We start from the raw sequence: 20,217 nt of genomic DNA, 5'->3' as shown, positions 1-20,217 counted from the left end.
TCCATGCCCGCGATCGAGTGTCACACCACGCTGAAGCACACCGACTTCATCATGCGGAACCACCGGGTGCACGACGTCTCCGTGATGCCCGGGGTGACGTTCCTCGATCTCGTGTTCCGCACGCTGATGGCGACCGGGCGCGACCCCGGTGAGATCGTCCTGCGCGAGGTGCTGTTCACCGAGGCGATCGTCACCAAGCCGGAGGCCGACCGCGAGATCCGCGTCACCGTCGAGGGCGAGGACGTGCGGGCGGAGAGCCGCTGGAGCAGGGACGGGCAGCCGCTGTCCGACTGGCGGCGCAACCTCACCGGCAAGGTGGGCACGCCGAGCACCCCCGCGCCCGCCCCGATCGACCTGGACGCCCTCCGCCGGGGCGCGCGGCGGCAGGGCGACATGGAGGACCTGTACGCCCGCGCCAGGGCCGAGGACATCAGCCACGGCGAGCTCATGAAGTGCACCGGCCGGCTGCACCACGGCGACGGCTACCTGCTCGCCGAGCTGCGGCAGGAGTCGCCCGCCCCCGGCCACGAAGGCTTCCACCTGCACCCCGCCCGCCTGGACGCGGCCACGCTCGCCGGGCTGGGCCAGACCCAGGCGTCGGGGCAGGAGCCGTTCATCCCCGTCTACATCGCCGAGTTCCGCGCGCCCCGGCGGCTCGACGCGGCCTTCCACGTGTACGCGCCGAGTCCGGAGACCATCGCGCCGTCCGGCGACGTGATCACCAACGACTTCGGCCTCTATGACGAGCGGGGACACTTCGTCGCCGGGTTCGGCGGGCTGTCGTGCAAGCGCATCAGGTCGCCCCGGCTGATCGAGCGGCTGCTCGGCGACCCCGGACGTCCGGAGCCGCCCGCCACCGGCCACAACGGCTCCGGCGACCTGGTCGGACGCCTGCGCGAGCTCGTGGCCGGGCCGCTCGGCCGCTCGCCCGGCGACGTGCCCACCGGCACCGGCTTCTACGACCTCGGCCTGGACTCGGTCACGCTCGTGGACATCGGCGAGCGGCTGGAGAAGATCGTCGGGCGGCGGCTCTACCCGACGCTGCTCTTCGAGTACGGCGACATCGACAGCCTCGCCGCCCACCTCTCCTCCGCCTACGACCTCACCCTGGAACAGCCGGAGCCATCGCCGGAGCCATCGCCGGAGCCGGCGTCGGGGCCGGGCGAGACGTTGTGCTTCCGCGACGTCTGGGTGCCGCTGCCGCAGGACGGCGACGACCCCGGCGAGTACCGCGAGATCACCCCCGGCGCCCGGTACGACGGCTCCCGGCACCTCCTCATCCGGGCCACGCCCGGAGAGCCCGCCGACCCGTGCCTGGCCGTCTGGGAGACCGCGAAGGCCGTCCTCGACGCGAAGCCGGAGCGACCGGTCACCCTCACGTACGCGCACACCGGCGACGACCCCGCCCACGAGGCCGTCGGCGCGCTGGCCCGGACGATCACCGCCGAGACCCCGCTGATCCGCTGCCGCAGCATCCGCCTGGACCCCGCCGCCGCCCCCACCTCAGCCCAGGCCGACCCGCTGCGGGACGCCTCCGCCGAGCCCGAGATCCGCTACCGGCGGGGCGAACGCCTGGTGCGCCGCTGGCTCCCGGCCGAGCCCTCCGAGGGCGGCGGAGCCGTCCCCGTCAGGAAGGGCGGCGTGTACGTGATCGCCGGCGGGACGGGCGGGATCGGCCGCGTCCTCGCCGAGCACCTGGAACGCCGCCACCAGGCCAGGGCCGTGCCCGTCAGCAGGAACGCGGAGATCTCCGCCGACCTGACCGACCCGGATCAGGTCGAACGCGCCCTCGCCACGGTCCGGGAGCGCCACGGCCGCATCGACGGCGTCTTCCACTGCGCGGGGGTCAACCGCGACGGGCTCTACCCGGGCAAGCGGGCCGCCGATATCGAGGCCGTGGTGGCGGCCAAAGCCCTCAGCGCCCGCCACCTGGACGCCGCCACCAAGGACGACGACCTGGACTGCTTCGTGGTGTTCTCGTCGGTGTCGGCGTCCCTGGCCAACCCGGGGCAGGCCGACTACGCGTTCGCCAACGCGTACCTGGAGGAGTTCGCGCGCCGGCGGGCGGCCCGGGGGGACCGGCCGGGCCGGACGCTGGCGGTCGCGTGGCCGTACTGGGCCGAGGGTGGGATGCGGGTCGGGCCGGAGACGGTCGAGCGCTCCCGTACGGCCACCGGGATGGTCCCGCTGCCCACCGAGGCCGCCCTCGACGTGCTCGACCGCGCCCTGAGCGGGACCGGGGACGTCCTGACGGTGCTGCACGGCGACCCCGGCCGCATCCCGGACCTGCTGCCCGCCGCGCCACCGCGACCGGCCCCCCGGCCTGCGTCTTCCGTGGCGTACACCGAGGAGCGGGAGGCACGCGTCGAGGAGCCCATCGCGGTGGTCGGGCTGGCCGGGCGCTACCCCCAGGCCCCCGACCTGCGCACCTTCTGGCGCAACCTGGCCGAGGGACGCGACTGCATCGAGGAGATCCCGGACGGCCGCTGGAACCACGACGAGATCTACGACCCCGAGAAGGGCGCCCGAGGCAGGACGTACGGCAAATGGGGCGGCTTCCTCGACGGCGTCGACCGCTTCGACCCCGCCTTCTTCGGCATCTCCCGCCGCGACGCCGAACGCATGGACCCGCAGGAACGGCTGTTCCTCCAGACCTGCTGGCACGCCCTGGAGGACGCCGGCCACCCGCCGGAGTCGCTGTCGGCGCACAGCGTCGGCGTGTTCGCGGGCGTCATGTGGAACCACTACCAGCTCGTCGAGGGCGGGGAGGGCGGCGTCGCCCCCACGGCCATGCACGCCTCCATCGCCAACCGCGTCTCCTACACCCTCGACCTCCACGGCCCGAGCATCGCGCTGGACACCGCCTGCTCCTCCTCGCTGACCGCCGTGCACCTGGCCGTCGAGAGCCTGCGGCGCGGCGAGTGCGACCTCGCCCTGGCCGGCGGCGTGAACGCGACCGTCCATCCGCAGAAGTACCTGCAGCTCGCCCAGGGACACTGGCTGTCGGAGGACGGCCGGTGCCGCGCCTTCGGCGCCGGCGGCAGCGGGTACGTCCCCGGCGAGGGCGTCGGGGCCGTCCTGCTCAGGCCGCTCTCGCGGGCCAGGGCGGACGGCGACCACATCTACGGCGTCATCGCCGCCACCGCCGTCAACCACACCGGCAGGACGAGCGGCGCCACGGTCCCGAGCCCGCGCTCGCAGGCCGCGCTCATCGGCACGGCGATCCGCAGGTCCGGCTGGGACCCGGCGAGCATCGGCTACATCGAGGCGCACGGCACCGGCACCTCGCTCGGCGACCCGATCGAGGTCGAGGGCATGCGCCAGGCCCTGCCGCAGGACGCGGACTGCGCGATCGGCTCGGTCAAGTCCAACATCGGCCACCTGGAGGGCGCCGCCGGGATCGCCGGGCTCACCAAGGTGCTGCTCCAGCTCCGGCACGGGCGGCTGGTGCCGTCCCTGCACGCGGAGGAGCTGAACCCGAAGATCGACTTCGACGCCACGCCCTTCCACGTGCAGCGCGCGCTGGAACCCTGGCCCCGCGCCGCCGGCACGCCCCGGCGGGCCGGGGTCAGCGCGTTCGGCGCGGGCGGCACGAACGCGCACGTCCTGGTCGAGGAGGCCCCGGAGCCCGCCCCCGGGCCGGGCGCGGGCGGGCCCTGCGTGTTCGTGCTCTCCGCCCGTACGCCGGAGGCGCTGCGCGACTACGCCCGCGCCTGGGCCGGCTTCCTGGCGGAGGCCGATTCTCCGGGGTTCCCGTCGGAGGGACGGTCCCCGGGCGGTGCGGAACGGGTGGCCGCGCTGCTCGGCATCCCCGCCGACCAGCTCGACCCGGCCGACTCGCTGGGCGACCTCGGCCTCGACCCGGCCGCGCTGATCCAGCTCGGGCACGGGGTCTCGCTGGACGACACCGTCGCCGACCTGGCCGACCCTGGAACGGACCTGGCCGACCTCGCCTACACCTCGCAGGTCGGACGTACCGGCATGGCGGAGCGGCTGGCGCTCGTCGTGGACGACCTGGCCGGGCTGCGGGCCGGGCTGGAGGCGTACGCGCGAGGCGAGACCCCCGGCCCAGGCTCCTTCACCGGCTCCTCGACCGGCTCCCCGACCGGCGGCGGGGACGGGACGCCGTCGGCGGACGACTGCGTCCGGCTGTTCCGGGCCGGACGGCTGGAGGAGGTGGCGGCGGCCTGGGCCTCGGGAGCCGAGGTGCCGTGGCGCGAGTGCCACGACGGCGGGCGGCTGATGCCTGCGCCGGTCTACCCGTTCCAGGAGGAGAGCTGCTGGCTCGGCCGCTGGCAACGCTCCACCACGCCTGCCGCGCCCCTGGGCGCCACACCCGCTGTGGAAGCGCCCGCCACCTCGCCCTCGCTGGACACTCCCGCCATCACGCCCGTCGGACCGCTCGCCGTGGACATGCCGGAGGAGGAGGCCGTGGAGCTCGTGCCGGACGGGGAAGGGGTGCGGTTCGAGGTGCTGCCCGAAGGGGTGGCGCTGGTGGTGATGGGGTCCGGGGCGTCCATGTTCACCCGGGAGCTCATCGACGACCTCCAGGCCGCGTTCGCCGAGATCGCCCGGCGCGAGGACGTCAAGGCGGTCGTGCTCACCGGCAGCGGCAACGTCTTCAGCATGGGCGCCACCCCGGAGGCGCTGCGCACGCTCGCCGGCGGCCAGGGTCGCTTCACGGACGTGCCCTTCCTGTACGAGGGCCTGCTGCGGTGCGACCGGCCGGTCATCGCCGCCGTCCAGGGGCACGCGTCGGGCGGCGGGCTGGCCTTCGGGCTGTTCGCCGACCTCGTCGTCATGGCGGCCGAAGGGGTCTACAGCGCCAACTTCATGAAGTTCGGCTTCACGCCGGGGATGGGCGCGACGTACATCCTCGAAGAGCGGCTCGGCCGGTCGGCGGCGCACGAGATGCTCTACACCGGCCGTTCCGTCACGGGTGAGGAGCTGGCCCGGCGGGGGGCGGGGGTGACCGTCCTGCCGCAGGCCGCCGTGCTGAAGGCGGCGCTCAGGCACGCCCGCTCGATCGCCGCGCTGCCGCTGCCCGCCCTGCGGGCGCTCAAGTCCGAGCTGGCCGGACGGGTGCTCGACCGGCTGCCCGGCGTCATCGCGGGGGAGTCGGGGATGCACGAGCGCGTGCTCGGGCAGGAGTCGCTGGCCCGGGTCGACGACTACTTCGCCAAGGTGGACACCTTCAAGGGCACCCCCTCGAAGGCCGCCACCCCCGAGGCCGCACCCACCGAACCGACCACCCCCGCCGAACCGGCGCCCCCCAAGGCCGCAGCCGCCACCCCGGAGCCCCCCAAGGCCGCAGTCGCCGACCCGGCCACGCCTGCCGACCCGGCCACGCCTGCCGACCCGGCGGCCCCCAAGGGCGGGCCCGAGCCGGGGGAGGTGCGGCGGGTCATCGAGGGCACCCTCATGAGCCACCTCTACCTCCAGGCCCACGAGGTGGACGACTCGCTGAGCTTCAGCGAGATGGGGCTGGACTCGATCGGGGCCGTGGAGATCGTCCGGGACCTGAACCGCAGCTTCGGGCTGGACCTCGACTCCGTCGCCGTCTACGACCATCCGACCGTCCCCGCGCTGGTGGAGGCCGTCCGGGACGCCGTGGCCGCCGACCGCCTCACCGTGCCCCCACCGCGTCCGGCCCCCGAACAGGAGACCCCGCAGGAGCGCCCTCTCGTCCCCGAGCAACCCACCCCGGACCAGGCGGGACGGGTCCGGCTGCCCTCGCTCGACGGCGACCGCGCGAAGCCGGAACCCGTGGCGGAAAAGCCCCCCGAGCGCACCGGCACGATCACCCTGGAGGCGGTGCGGCCCACCGAGAAGCCCGGGAAGCCCGAGAAGCCCGCCGCCCGCGAGGAGGACATCGCCGTCATCGGCATGGCCGGACGCTACCCCGACGCGCCCGACCTCCAGGCGTTCTGGCGGAACCTGGCGGACGGCCGGTGCAGTATCCGCGAGGTCCCGCCCGAGCGGTTCGACGTCTCGCGGGTGTACGACGCCGACCGCATGGCGCCCGGCCGGACGTACAGCAAATGGGCCGCCATGCTGACCGATGTCGACGCCTTCGACGCGGGCTTCTTCAACATCTCGCCGCTGGAGGCCGAGACGATGGACCCGCAGCAGCGGCTGTTCCTCCAGGAGGCGTGGCACGCCCTGGAGGACGCCGGTTACGCGGGCAGGTCCGGCCGCAGACCGTGGGGCTGCTTCGTCGGCTGCGGCGCCGGCGACTACGCGAGCCTGCTCGCGGCGGCCGGCCGCGACGACACCGGGCACGCCTTCCTCGGCAACGCCTCGTCGGTGCTGCCCGCGCGGATCGCGTACCTGCTGGACTTCGGCGGGCCGACCATGGCCGTGGACACCGCGTGCTCGTCCTCGCTGGTGGCCGTGCACCTGGCCTGCGAGAGCATCCGGCGCGGCGAGTGCGAGGCGGCGATCGCGGGTGGGGTGGCGGTGATGAACACCCCGAGGATGCACATCTGGTGCAGCAAGGCCGGGATGCTCTCGCCCACCGGGACGTGCGCGCCCTTCGACGAGTCGGCCGACGGCATCGTGCTGGGCGAGGGCGTCGGCGTGGTCGTGCTGAAGCGCCTGGACCGGGCGCTGGCGGACGGCGACCACGTCCACGGCGTCATCCGGGCCAGCGGCGTCAACGGCGACGGCGCGAGCAACGGCATCACCGCCCCCAGCGCCTCCTCCCAGGCCGAACTGCTCACCGAGGTGCACCGGCGGGCCGGGATCGGCCCCGGCGCGGTCGACTATGTCGAGACGCACGGCACCGGGACGGAGCTGGGCGACCCGATCGAGGTCAAGGCGCTGGCGAAGGTGTTCGGCGCGGACCGGGAGCGCCCGTGCCGCATCGGGTCGCTCAAGGCGAACGTGGGCCACACCACCATGGCGGCCGGGATCGGCGGGCTGCTCAAGACGCTGCTGGCGTTGCGGCACCGGCAACTGCCGCCGTCACCGGGGTTCACCCGGGCCAACCCGAAGATCGACTTCGCGGACGGCGCGCTCGAAGTGGTCACCGAGCTGTCGCCCTGGACGGCCGGCGGCTCGCGCGAGCGGGTGGCGGCCGTGAGCAGCTTCGGCTTCAGCGGGACGAACTGCCACGTCGTGGTCGCCGAGGCGCCCTCCCGCGAACCGCGTGCCGGCGGGCGCGAGGACGTCGTCGTGCCCCTGTCGGCCCCGGACGAGAGCACCTTGGCGCGGCTGCGCACCGGCCTGGCCGGCCACCTCGACGCCCACCCGGAGCTGGACGTGCGCGACGTCGCCCGTACGCTCGCCGTGGGCCGGCCGCACCTGGCGGGGGCCCGGTGCGCGTACGTCGCCGGGGATCTCGCGGACCTGCGCGGCCAGTTGCGCGACGGCGCCCGCCCGGCATCCGGCGAGGCGGGACGCCTCGCCGCGCGGTACACCGGCGGCGACGACCTCTCCTGGGACGACTGGGAAGACCTGACGGCGGGCGGACGGCGGGTGCCGCTGCCCGGCCACCCGTTCGCGGACGACCGGCGCCACTGGGTGGGCCGCGACGGCCACCCGACCCCGCCCACCGGAGACACGCGGATCCGCCCCGACGACCTGCTGGTCGCCGACCACCGGATCGGCGACACCCCCGTGCTGCCCGGCGTGGCCTTCCTGACGATCGCCGCCGAGCGCGGCGGGCTGTCCGGTCCGGTGCGGTTCGAGCGGGTACGGTGGCTGCGCCCGTTCGAGGTGCGCGAGGCCCGTCCCCTGGACGTGGTCGTCCACGACGACGGCGGCTTCGAGCTGGACGGGCACGCGCGCGGCACCCTGCGGACCGGCGACGGCGCACTGCGCCCGCTGGACGTCGCGGCGATCGGGGCGCGCTGCGCGGACAGTCGTCCGGCCGACGACCTCTACCGCGCCTTCGACCGTGCCGGGCTGCACTACGGGCCCGGGTTCCGGGTGCTGCGCGAGGTCCGCGTCGGCGACGGCGAGGCGCTCGGCGTGCTGCGCGACGGCGCCCGCTGGGAGGCGCTCCTGGACGGCGCCCTCCAGACCGTCGCGGCGCTGCGTCCCGAGGACGGTGAGCCCGCGATGCCGTTCAGCGTGGAGTCGGCCGAGCTGGACGGCCCGATCACCGGCCCCTCCTACGCCCACGTCACCGACGAGGGCCGGGACGGCTACACGGTCCGCCTCGCCGACGCCGAAGGGCAGGTCAGGGCGGAGTTCCGCGGGGTCGTCCTGCGGACCCGACCGGCCCGACCGGCTCGTCCGTCGGCGGAGGGCATGACCTTCGCCCCGGTCTGGCACAGGACGCGACCCGCCGTCGCCTCCGAGGAGGCCGGTGGCGGACGGGCGCTCGTCCTGCACACCCCGGCCGCCGAACCGCTGGCCCGTGCCCTGCTGGACGAGCACGAGGACGGCCGCCTGGCGCCGCTGGCCCCGCCCGCCCCGCCGGAGGGACGGTACGACACGGTGTACGTCCTCGCCCTGACCGGCCCGGACGGCCCGCCCGCCGACGACCCCACCACCCACGACGTGTTCCGCCTGGTCAAGCGGCTCTCCGAGCGAGGCCGGGGCGGGTGGACGCCCACGGTGAAGGTGGTCGTCGCCGGAGCCGTGCGGGCCGGGGACGAGGAGATCGTCCCGCACGCGGCCGGCGTGATCGGCCTGACCAGGGCTCTGGCCGCCGAGCACCCGCACTGGACGGTCGCCACCATCGACGTCGGCACCGGGCCATGGCCGCCCGCCGACCTCGCCCGCCTGGTACGCGCCGAGAGCTGCGCCGACGAGCTGGTCGCCCTCCGCGACGGCCACCGCCACGTCCGCACCCTGGAACCTTTGCCCCTGCCCGCCGAGGGCGACGGGCCGTACCGGGACGGCGGGGCGTACCTGATCGTGGGCGGGACCGGCGGGCTCGGACGCACCTTGAGCAGGCATCTGGCCGCCACCGTGGGAGCACGGCTGGCGCTGGTCGGACGGCGGGCAATCACTCCGGAGATCCGCGACCAGCTCGCCGAGATCGAGTCGCTCGGCGGGCGGGCCGTGTACCTGCGGGCCGACGTGGCCGACCGGACCGCGTTCGGCGGGGCCGTCGAGGTCGCGCGGGAGCGGTTCGGCGAGCTCCACGGCGCCTTCCACGCCGCTCTGGTGCTGCGCGACATGACGCTCGCCAACATGGACGACGACGCGTTCACCCAGGTGCTCTCGCCCAAGGTCGCCGGTGCCGCCGTCTTCGCTGAGGCGCTGGCGGGCCTGCCGCTCGACTTCCTGGCCTACTTCTCGTCCGCGGCCTCGTTCGTCGAGGTGGGCGGGCAGGCGAACTACGCGGCCGCGGGCACGTTCGAGGACGCCTACGCGCTGAGCCTGCGCGACCGGCCCGTGAGCGTGATCAACTGGGGCTACTGGGGGAGCGTCGGCGCGGTCTCCGGAGGCGGCTACGACGGCCGGTTCGCCGAGCTGGGCATCGGCTCGATCGAGCCCGGGGAGGGCATGGCGGCGCTGGAGTCCGTCCTGAGGTCGGGCGCGCGGCAGGCGCTCGTCGTCAAGGCGGACGCGAAGGGACTGGCCCACATCGGCGTCCGCACCCCGGACCTCGCCCCCGAGCACGCCCGGACCGGCGGTGGAGGGGAGCTGGAGCGGGCGCGGACGGCGTTCGCCGAGCTGGACGAGCTGGCCCGCGGGCTGCTGCGCCGGTCGGCCGACCGGGTCAGAGCCGTCGGGAACGTGCGCGAGGACCGCCGGCGGCTGCGTGCCGCCGTCCTCGACCTGCTGGACCGGCCCGCGCGGGAGGCGTCGCCGGAGGAGGTGCTGGCCCGGTTCCCCGACCTGGAGCCGCACGTCAAGCTGCTGACCGCCTGCGTCGAGGCGCTGCCCGGCGTGCTGGCGGGCGAGCGCGACCCCATGGAGGTGCTGTTCCCCGGCGGCTCGATGAGCCTGGTCGAGCAGGTCTACAAGGGGCAGGCGGTCTCGGACCACTTCAACCGCCTGCTCGCCGAGGAGGCCGCCCGCGGCGGCCCCCGCCGCGTCCTGGAGATCGGGGCCGGTACGGGAGCCAGCACCGGTTTCGTCCTGGACGCCCTCGAAGGCCAGGACGTCGAGTACACCTACACCGACATCTCGGCTGGTTTCCTGCGCCACGGCGAGCGCGAGTTCGCCGGACGCCGCCCGGACCTCGTCCTCGCCCTCCTCGACGTGGAACGCGACCCGGCCGGGCAGGGCTTCGAGACCGGGGCCTACGACGTCGTACTGGCCACGAACGTCCTGCACGCCACCGCCGACGTCGGCCGGACGCTGCGCAACGCCGCCTCGCTGCTGCGTCCCGGCGGCCGGCTGCTGGTCAACGAGGTGACCAGGGCGGCCGACTTCCTGACCCTCACGTTCGGGCTGACCCCGGGATGGTGGCGCTTCACGGACGAGGAACTGCGCCTGCCGCACAGCCCGCTGCTCGGCGCGGTCCAGTGGCAGCGGGCGTTCAGGGAGGCCGGTCTCACCCCCGCCCGCACCCTCGGCATCCCCGGCACGCCCGTCGAGGAGCTCGACCAGTGCGTCCTGGTGGGCGAGACGGCGTCCACCACCGCCGCCGCCACCGGCGCGCGCGACTACGTCAAGCGGGTGTTCGCCGAGGTGCTCAAGTACGGCACCACCGACCTGGACGAGCGCGCCACGTTCGAGACCTTCGGCATCGACTCGCTGGTGAGCCAGAACGTCATCCACCGGTTCGAGCAGGACCTCGGGCCGCTGCCGTCCACGCTCCTGTTCGAGAACCTGACGATCGAGGAGCTGGCCGCGTACCTGGAGGGCGAGCACGGCGAGCGCCTGCGCGCGGCCCTGGGAGACCAGCCCGCGCGGGAGGAGCCGGCGCGGGCCGCGACGCGACGCGAGCCCGCCACGCAGGCCCTCGACATCGCCGTGGTCGCGATGACCGGCCGCTACCCGGCCTCCCCCGATCTGGACGCCTTCTGGAGCAACCTCGCGAAGGGCGCGAACTGCATCACCGAGGCGGACCGCTTCGACCTGGACGCCCTGTACGACCCCAAACGCGGACGCAAGCAGCGCACCTACAGCAAGTGGGGCGGCTTCATCGAGGGCGTGGAGCAGTTCGACGCGCCGTTCTTCGGCATCCTGCCGCGCGACGCCGAGATCACCGACCCGCAGGAACGCCTGTTCCTGGAGACCGCCTGGACCCTGCTCGAAGACGCCGGCTACCTGAGCGAGCACACCAGGCAGCCGAGCACCGGCGTCTTCGTCGGCACCATGTACGGCTCCTACGGGCGCATGGCGGCGGCCGAGGGCTGGCCGGACGGCAGGTACGCGGGGGCGCACTCGGCGTACTGGTCGATCGCCAACCGGGTGTCGTACTTCTTCGACCTGCGCGGGCCGAGCCTCGCCGTCGACTCGGCCTGCTCGTCGTCGCTGACCGCCCTCCAGCTCGCCTGCGAGAGCCTGCGGCGCGGCGAGTGCGCGCAGGCCATCGCGGGCGGCGTCAACCTGATCCTGCACCCCGCCCACTTCGTCGCGCTCTGCTCGCTGAACATGCTCGCCGCCGACGGCGCCTGCAAGGTGTTCGACGAGGCGGCGGACGGGTTCGTACCGGGGGAGGGCGTCGGGGCGGTGCTGCTCAAGCCCCTGGCCGACGCCGAGGCGGACGGCGACCGGATCTACGGCGTCATCAAGGGCGCCTTCGCCAACGCCGGGGGCAAGACCGCCGGATACACCGTGCCCAATCCGAGCGCGCAGGCCGACCTGGTCTCCGAGGCGGTCCGGCGGGCGGGGCTGGACCCTCGGACCATCTCCTACGTCGAGGCGCACGGCACCGGCACCGCCCTCGGCGACCCCATCGAGATCGCCAGCCTGACCAGAGCCTTCACCTCCCACGTTCCCCGGAACGAGGCCGGGAGCGGGGATGGGGACGGCGTGGACCGGCTGGTCGGCTCCGTCAAGGCCAACATCGGGCACCTGGAGGGCGCGGCGGGCATCGCCGGGCTGACGAAGGTGCTGCTGCAGTTCCAGCACGGCAAGGTGGCTCCCTGCGCGAACCTGGAGACGCCCAACTCGAAGATCGACTTCTCGGCGTCCCCCTTCCGGCCGCCGGACCGGCTGACCGACTGGCGGCGGCCCGTCCTCGACGGCGAGACGTTCCCGCGCCGCGCGGGGGTCAGCTCGTTCGGCGCCGGAGGGGCCAACGTGCACGTGGTCCTGGAGGAGTACGTGCCCACCGCCGGGACGCCGTCCGAGCCCGCCGACGCCGCCGAGCAGGTGATCCTGCTGTCGGCCCGTACCCGCGACCAGCTCCGCGCCATGGCCGGCCGGGTCGCCGACGTCGCGGCGAGCGGGCGGGCCGGGCTGGCGGAGCTGGCCTACACCACCCAGGTGGGCCGGGCCGAGCTGCCCGAACGGCTCGCCGTCCGGGCCGCCACCCTGGACGAGCTCGCCGCCCGGCTGCGTTCCTTCGCCGACGACGGCGAGGCGGACGGCGTCCTCGTGGGGACGGCGGAGACCGGCGCCGACCAGCCTCCGCCGGAGGACGGCGCGGAGGGGCTCGGGGCGGGGTGGGTCGCGGGCGCCCGGGTGAACTGGGGCAGCAAATGGCCCGCCCCCCACCCGCGCCGCGTAACCCTCCCGCCCTACCCCTTCGACCACCGCCCCTACTGGCTCCCCTCCACCCCCACCCAAACCCCCACCTCCGACCAAACCCCCACCCCCGGCCTGTCCACGGCGACCTCCGCTCGGACCCCTGAGCCGACCCCCGAGCCTGGCTCCGGGGTGGCCGCCGCGCCGGCTCCCGAGCCCGTCTCTGGGCTGACGTCCGCGCCGGCCGCCGGTCCCGCTCCCAAGCCGGGCTCTGGAGAGGGCTCCCCGAGCGAGGCGGGAGCCGCTGACGGGCGTTGCACCTACCTGCGGCCCCTCTGGACGCCCGCCCCCCTCCCCGAAGGAACCCGGGAACCAGAAGCGCTCGTAGTGCTCACCGAGGACGACCGGCTCGCCGAAGCACTCGGCGGCCTCCGGCTCCACCCCGGCGACGCATCTCCGACGGACGCCGCAAGGGGCGGACGTTCGGTCGGTGACCTGGGCCGGGCCCCGGACGCGATCGTGATCGCCCCGTCCGACCCGTTCCCCGGGACCGCCGCCTTCGAGGCCCTGCTCCGGACGTCCACAGCCGTCCTGCGAGACGGCGGTCCGCTCCGGGTCGTGGTGTCCGTCCAGGCCGGCGAGCCTCACCACACCGCCCTGGCCGCCGCCCTGAGAACGCTGGCCCTGGAGCACACCGGATTCAGCGGCGTGTGCGTCACCGGCGCCACCCCGGCGCAGGTCGCGGCCGAGCTGCGCGCGCCCGCCGCCGGAACCGCCCCCGAGCAGCGGGTCTCCGAGGTCGCCTACCGCGACGGCGCCCGCCTGCTGAAGGGCATGGAACCGTACGAGCCGCCTCCACCCGGGCTGGACGTCCGGCCGGACGGCACGTACCTGATCATCGGCGGCGCCGGGGCCATCGGGCTGGCGTTCGCCCGTTTCCTCGCCGAGCGCGGGGCGGCGAAGCTGGTCCTGACCGGCCGGTCCGGCCCCGGCGACGACATCGCGCGCCGGATCGCCGGGCTGCCCGCCGTCTACGTGCGCGCCGACGTGTGCTCGGCCGCCGACCTGCGCGACCTGTGCGACCGGTACGGCCCCTTCCACGGCGTCATCCACGCCGCCGGCATCCACCTGGACGCGCGGGCCGTGCGCAAACGTCCCGAGGACACGCGGGCCGTACTGGGACCCAAGATCCTCGGCACCGTCCTGCTCGACGAGGCCCTGCGCGGGCAGCCGCCGGACTTCCTGGCGCTGTTCTCGTCGGTGGCGGCCGAGACCGGCAACATCGGGCAGATCGACTACGCCTACGCCAACGCCTTCCTCAACCACTTCGCCGAGCTGCGCGAGCGGCTCGGGCACGGCAGGACGCTCGCCGTCGGCTGGCCGCTGTGGGAGGAGGGCGGCATGAAGGTGGACGACGCCACCCGCCGGCTGTTCGCACGCCGCTGGGGCAGCGTCCCGATGAGCACCGCCGCCGGTCTGACCGCCTTCGCCAGAGGGCTGGCCGGGGCCGAGACGAGCTTCGCCGTCGTCGAAGGCCCCTCCGAGCCCGCCCCCGAACGCTCCCAGCCGCCCGCGACCCCCGAATCCGAGGTTATGGAGATGAGTGAGCCCATGTCCGCGCCGGAGACGACCGGGCCCGACGACGATCTGACCGAGGCGGTCCGGGCGGAGCTGCGCCGCGCGGCGGCCGGATTCCTGATGGTGGGCGAGGAGCACGTGGACCTCGACGCCGAGCTGATGGACATGGGGTTCGACTCGATCTCCATGGCCGAGCTGGTGGACCAGGTGAACGAACGGTACAAGCTGGACCTGCTGCCGACCGTGCTCTTCGAGGCGACCGACCTGGCCACGTTCTGCGAGCACCTGCTCGCCGAGCACCCGGCCGAGCTCGCCGCCGCCCACGCCTCACCCAGCCCTCCAGAGAAGCCAGCCGAAGAACCTCCCGCCGCCCCTGCCGGGCGGCAGGAGGACGCCGAGCCAGGCCCGGCGCCGGAGACCGTGACCACGCCCCCACCCCCCGGCGCCGGGACCTCCCCGGCCACGACGGACAGCACCGTGACAGAGAGGGCCGCGACAGACAGCACCGCGACGGAGAGGGCCGTGACGGGCGGGATCGCGATCGTCGGCATGGCGGGCCTGTTCCCCGGCTCCACCGACCTGGACGACTTCTGGCGTCACCTCGCCGAGGGCCACGACCTCACCCGCCCGGTCCCCGACGACCGGCGCGAGCTGCGCGAGAACCCCGAGACGGCGAACGTCCGCGCCGGCTTCCTCGACGACGTCCGCTCCTTCGACGCCGCGCTGTTCGGCATCTCGCCCAAGGAGGCGGCGATGATGGACCCGCAGCAGCGGCTGTTCCTCCAGACCGTCTGGCGGGCCGTCGAGGACGCCGGCCACCGCCCCGCCGACCTGGCCGGCACCAGGACGGGCCTGTTCGCGGGCGTGTCCGCGTGCGACTACGACGACCTGCTGCGCGAGTACGGCGTGCCGGTCGAGGCCCACACGGCCAGCGGCGTGGCCGACTGCATCCTGGCCAACCGCGTCTCCCACCTGCTGGACCTGCGCGGCCCGAGCGAGGCGGTCGACACCGCCTGCTCCAGCTCCCTCGTCGCCCTGCACCACGCGGTCCGCGCCATCGAGGGCGGCGAGTGCGACGCGGCCATCGCCGGCGGCGTCAACCTGACGCTGAGCCCGGGGCTCTACATCGCGTTCGCCAAGTCCGGCATGATCAGCGAGGACGGCGTCTGCAAGACGTTCGACGAGCGCGCCGACGGCTACGGCCGGGGCGAGGGCTGCGGAGCCGTCCTGCTCAAGCCGCTGAAGACGGCGCTGGAGGACGGCGACCAGATCCTCGCCGTGATCAGGGGCAGCGCGGTCAACCACGGGGGGCGGGCCAGCTCGCTCACCGCGCCCAACCCCGAGGCGCAGGCGCGCGTGCTGGTCGACGCCTACCGCAAGGCGGACGTCGACCCCTCCCGCGTCACCTACATCGAGGCGCACGGCACCGGCACCAGGCTCGGCGACCCGATCGAGATCGAGGGCATGAAGAAGGCGTTCGCCCGCCTGTACGCCGACCGGGGGCGGCCCGCGCCGGACGTCCCGCACGTCGCCCTGGCCACCGTGAAGACCAACATCGGCCATCTGGAGGCGGCGGCCGGCATCGCGGGGCTGCTCAAGGTGCTGCTCTGCATGCGCCACGGGGCCCTGCCGCCGTCGATCCACTACGAGCGGCCCAACCCGTACGTGCGGCTGGAGGGGAGCCCGTTCACCATCAACACGCGGCTCACGCCGTGGGACGGGGCGGACCGGGTGGCCGGGGTGAGCTCGTTCGGCTTCGGCGGCACGAACGCGCACGTGGTGCTGGAGGCGTACCGGCAGCCGATCCCGGCGGAGACGGCGGGGGAGCCGCGGGTGCTGGTCCTGTCGGCGGGCCGCCGCGAAGCCCTGGAGGAGTACGCGCGGGACGTCGCCCGTCACATCCGGGAACATCCGGAGATCGGCCTCGACCGCATCGCCTGGACCCTGCAGAACGGACGCCGCCACCTGGCCGAACGGCTGGCCGTGGTGGTCACGGATCGAGAGCAGGCGGTCCGGGCGCTGAGCGGCGAGCCGGCGGGCGTGCATAGGGGCACCGCCCGCAGGGACGCCCCGGCGCCGTGGGGGACCGGGCCGGAGGACCTGGCCGAGGCGTGGGTCTCCGGCAGCGAGGTGGACTGGCAGGGGCTGTGGCAGGGCCCGCGCCCGGTGCGGGTCTCGCTGCCCGGCCCGCCCTTCGCCCGCGTCGAGCACTGGTTCACCGCCCCCGAGTCGCCCGCCGTCCAGGACGCCGGGACCGTCGGGCCGGCCGCGCCGCCCGTCGCTCAGAACGGCGGGGCCGTGCGGCGGACCAGCGACGGGAAGGTGCGCCTGCGCGCCGCCAAGGGCGGCAGGACGCCGGACGCGCCCGCCCCCGCCGCGCGTACGGAGGCCACGCGGCCGGACGAGACGCCGGCCGCGCCCGCCGGAGGGCCCGCCGGGGTCGAGGAGATGTTGCGCGAGCGGCTCTCCACGATCCTGGACGCCGACCCCGACGGCGTGGACGTGGACACCCCCTTCGAGGAGCTGGGGCTCGACTCCATCTTCCGGATGGAACTGGTCAAGGCGATCAACACCGCCTTCTCCCTCGACCTCCAGGCAGCCGAGCTGTACGAGTACGACACGGTGGACCGGCTCGCCCGCGCCGTGGAATCAGCCATCACCGAATCCACCGCCCCCACCCCGACCCGAGAACCCGACCCCGCCCCGAAGCCCACCAGGAAACCGGCCCCCGACCCCGCGCGACGCAAGGCCCCGGAATCCACGCGGCGGAAGCCCCCGGAACCCGCGCGACAGGAGGCGTCCGACCTGGAGGGCCGGCTCGCGGAGCTGGTGGGCGCGATCACCGAGCGCGCGCTCGACCCCCGCCGCAGCTTCGCCGACAACGGCCTCACCTCCTTCGAGATGCTGCGCGTGGTGAGCGTCCTGGAGAAGCAGGTCGGCGCGTTGCGCAAGACCCTCCTGTTCGACCATCCCACGCTCGCCGACCTGGCCGCGCACCTGCACGACGAGCGCGGCGTCGAGTCCGTGCACCCCCCGCAGGAGCAGGACGGGCTCGCCACGCACGAGACGCGGGCACGCGACGGCGAGCCGGCCGTGCTGCTGAAGCGGGACCTGCACCGGCACCCGGACCTGCGCGCCCTGGTGGCCGACATCGACCGCCGGCACGCCAAGGAAGGCGGCCTGGCCGGACGTGACATCGCGCCCCTGGCCTTCATCGGCTCGGCCAGGAAGGGCTACCTGCACGTCTCCGAGAACGCCGGCAACCTGCTGGCCTGGAGCTACGCCGGTTCCGAGGAGTACTTCCACGAGCTGGTCGAGGAGTACACCGCCTACGCGAAGGCGCGCGGCCTGCGGCCCAACTTCCTGTCCCTCCTGCCGGTGCGCGAGGTGGGCGGGGAGCCGTACAGCGCGACGCCGTTCGGGGCCGTGCAGCGGCTGGAGGACCTGGGGTCCTTCACGCTGAAGGGCGGGCGGATGGAACGCCTGCGGTACATGGTCCGGCGTTTCTGCAAGGCGGGCGAGTGCCGGACGGCCGAGTACCGCTCGGGCGAGGACCCCGCGATGGACCGCAGGCTGGCCGGGCTGGTGGACGAGTGGGCCGGACGCAAGCAGATGGTCAACCCGTACGTGTCGGTCGTCCGGCGGGAGATCGAGGAGGGCCGCCTGGACCGCAGGCACCGGGTTTTCGTCACCTACCTGGACGACGAGGTGGCCAACGCGGTCGTCATCACGAAGATCCCGTCGGAGAACGGCTACCTGCTGGACGTCGAGTTCTACCCCAAGGGCATGCCGCTCGGCGGGCTGGAGTTCGCGATCGTGCAGATCATCGAGCAGCTCGTGGACGAGGGATGCTCGATGTTCAGCTTCGGCGCCAGCTTCGGCGTGGAGACGGAGGAGTCGGCCAACGCCGCCCCGGACGTGCGGCAGGCGCTGGACGAGCTGCGGTCGGCGGGGATATTCGGCGAGGGGAACTTCCAGTTCAAGAACAAGTTCCGGCCGGTGAACGTCCCCATCTACCTGTGCCAGCCGGAAGAGGAGGACCGCACGCCGGTGTCGGAGATCATCCTCATGATCGCCGACCCCGACCTCCGCCCCGCCACCGACACAACCCCCACCGACAACGAACCCACCGACAAAGGGTCTGCGAACGAAGAGCCCGCCGATGCCGAGCCCGCCCGGGTCGAGCTGCTGGCCCGGTACGGCGGCGAGCCGGCCCGCGTCCCCGCCCACCACGTCACCACCGACCTGATCACCGACTCCTGGGCCGAGCTGGACGCCCCCTGGATCGCCGAACGGCTGCGACGGCTGACGGACCGGTCGGCCGCCCGCCCGGACCCGGAGATCACGGGCCTGCCGTTCCCCTGCATCGTCCCGACGGGCTCCGGCCGGGCGGCCGAGGCGCTGCTGTGCCGGTCGTGGCCGGGCCGGCCGGGACGCGTGCTGCACAACGGCCTGTTCCCGACGTGGTTCCTGAACCTGGCCGACCACGGCTTCAAGCCGGTCGAGCTCCCCGGCGGCCCGGAGGTCGACGTCGAGGCGTTGCGGGCGGAGCTGGCCGGGGACGAGCCGGTGTCGTTCGTCTGCGTGGAGGTCGGGAACAACGCGGCCGGCGGCGCGCCGACGTCCCTGGCGAACCTGCGCGCGGTCAAGGAGGCCGCGGCCCGGCACGGCGTCCCGCTGGTGGTCGACGGCGCCCGCGTGGTGGACAACGCCGTGGCGGTCGCGGACGGCCGGGACGTGTGGGAGGTCGTCCGCGAGATCCTCGAACTGGCCGACAGCGCCACGATCAGCCTGTCCAAGGACTTCGGGGTGCCGTTCGGCGGCCTGCTCGCCACCCGCGACGACGCGCTGCGCGAGCGGGTCGCCGAACGGCTGGAGACCTGGGGCAGGGACGTCGGCCTGGCCAACCGCCGGATCATCGCGGCCGCGCTGGAGGACCGCGAGACGGTGGCCGAGCAGGTACGCGCCCGGGGGGACGCGGTCGCGGCGCTGCGGCAGGGCCTGTCGGAGGCGGGCGTTCCGCTGGAGGGCCCGCCCGGCGGTCACTGCGTGCTGCTCAAGGACGCCGACCACGTACGGATCTTCCGGGAGACGGGCATCAGGGGCGCTCCGCACTTCGGCCGCGAGGGCGTGGTGCGCCTGGCGGTGCCGGTCGGCCTGAGCGTCGAGGACGCCAAGGACGCCGCCGCCCGCCTCTCCACCCTCCTGGCCCCCACCACCCCCGAAGCGGCCGACAACCCCCGGGGAACCCGCGGCAAACCCGGAGCCCGCCGCAGCGACGCCGGCAACCCCAACCTGGCGATCCTGCGCGAGCACAACCCCGACGTCGAACACGAGATCCTCACCACCCCGGACGGCGACGTCGAACTGTTCAGCGCAGGCTCGGGACCGCCGCTGCTGCTCATGCACCCGTTCAACATCGGCGCCGGCGTCTACGCCGCCCAGTTCAAGGGCTTGGCCCACCGCTACCGGGTGACGTCCGTGCACCATCCGGGCGTCGGCGCGACCACCGCCGCCGCCGACCTGTCGCTCGGCGGCCTGGCCCGGCTCTGCCACGACGTGGCGGGCGGCCCCGCGCACGTGGCCGGGGCGTCGTTCGGCGGACTGGTGGCCCTGACGTACGCGCTCGACCACCCGGACGACACCGAGTCGCTGATCCTGATCGGCAGCTCCTGCCGCATCGGCAACCGGGTCGGCGACATCGACAAGCTGGAGGTGGTGGCCACCCAGGACTTCGACCGGGTCGTCGAGGGCAGCGGATCGAAGCGGCTGCGCAAGCGGCGCGCCGGCCTGATGCGGCTGCTGCTGCGCGCGGAGAGCATGGCCCCGCAGGTGGGCCTGCGCTACCTGGACGTGTTCGCCGAACGCCCGGACCTGGGCGACCGGCTGGCCGAGATCCGGGCCCGCACGCTGATCGTCCAGGGCCGGTACGACACCGTCATCCCGGCCAAGACCGCGCACCTGCTGCACGCCATGATCCCCGACTCCCGCTACGAGGAGATCCCCGACGCGGGTCACTTCCCCCAGCTCACCAGCCCCGACCACGTCAACCGGCTGATCTGCGAGTTCCATGATGAAACGAATTGACGACAGCAC

1 protein-coding gene is annotated in these 20,217 nt (G+C 74.3%); it reads left to right on the top strand.

All coding sequences use genetic code 11. From position 1 onward, the window contains the following. The first annotated feature begins 3 nt into the window (after positions 1-3). Complete coding sequence (locus ABZ815_RS29790) at positions 4-20,208, top strand: SDR family NAD(P)-dependent oxidoreductase (RefSeq protein ID WP_357703649.1); 20,205 nt, start codon at positions 4-6, stop codon at positions 20,206-20,208. The last annotated feature ends 9 nt before the right edge of the window (positions 20,209-20,217 follow it).

Origin of the sequence: Nonomuraea sp. NPDC047529 (assembly GCF_040642995.1) — a bacterium.
GTDB lineage: Bacteria > Actinomycetota > Actinomycetes > Streptosporangiales > Streptosporangiaceae > Nonomuraea.
The sequence above is the reverse complement of the archived record's forward strand: the minus strand, read 5'-3'. Positions and strand labels throughout refer to the sequence as shown.

Coding starts and splice junctions, on each gene's coding strand:
- ABZ815_RS29790 (WP_357703649.1), top strand. CDS start 4: ATGCCCGCGATCGAGTGTCACACCACGCTGAAGCACACCGACTTCATC.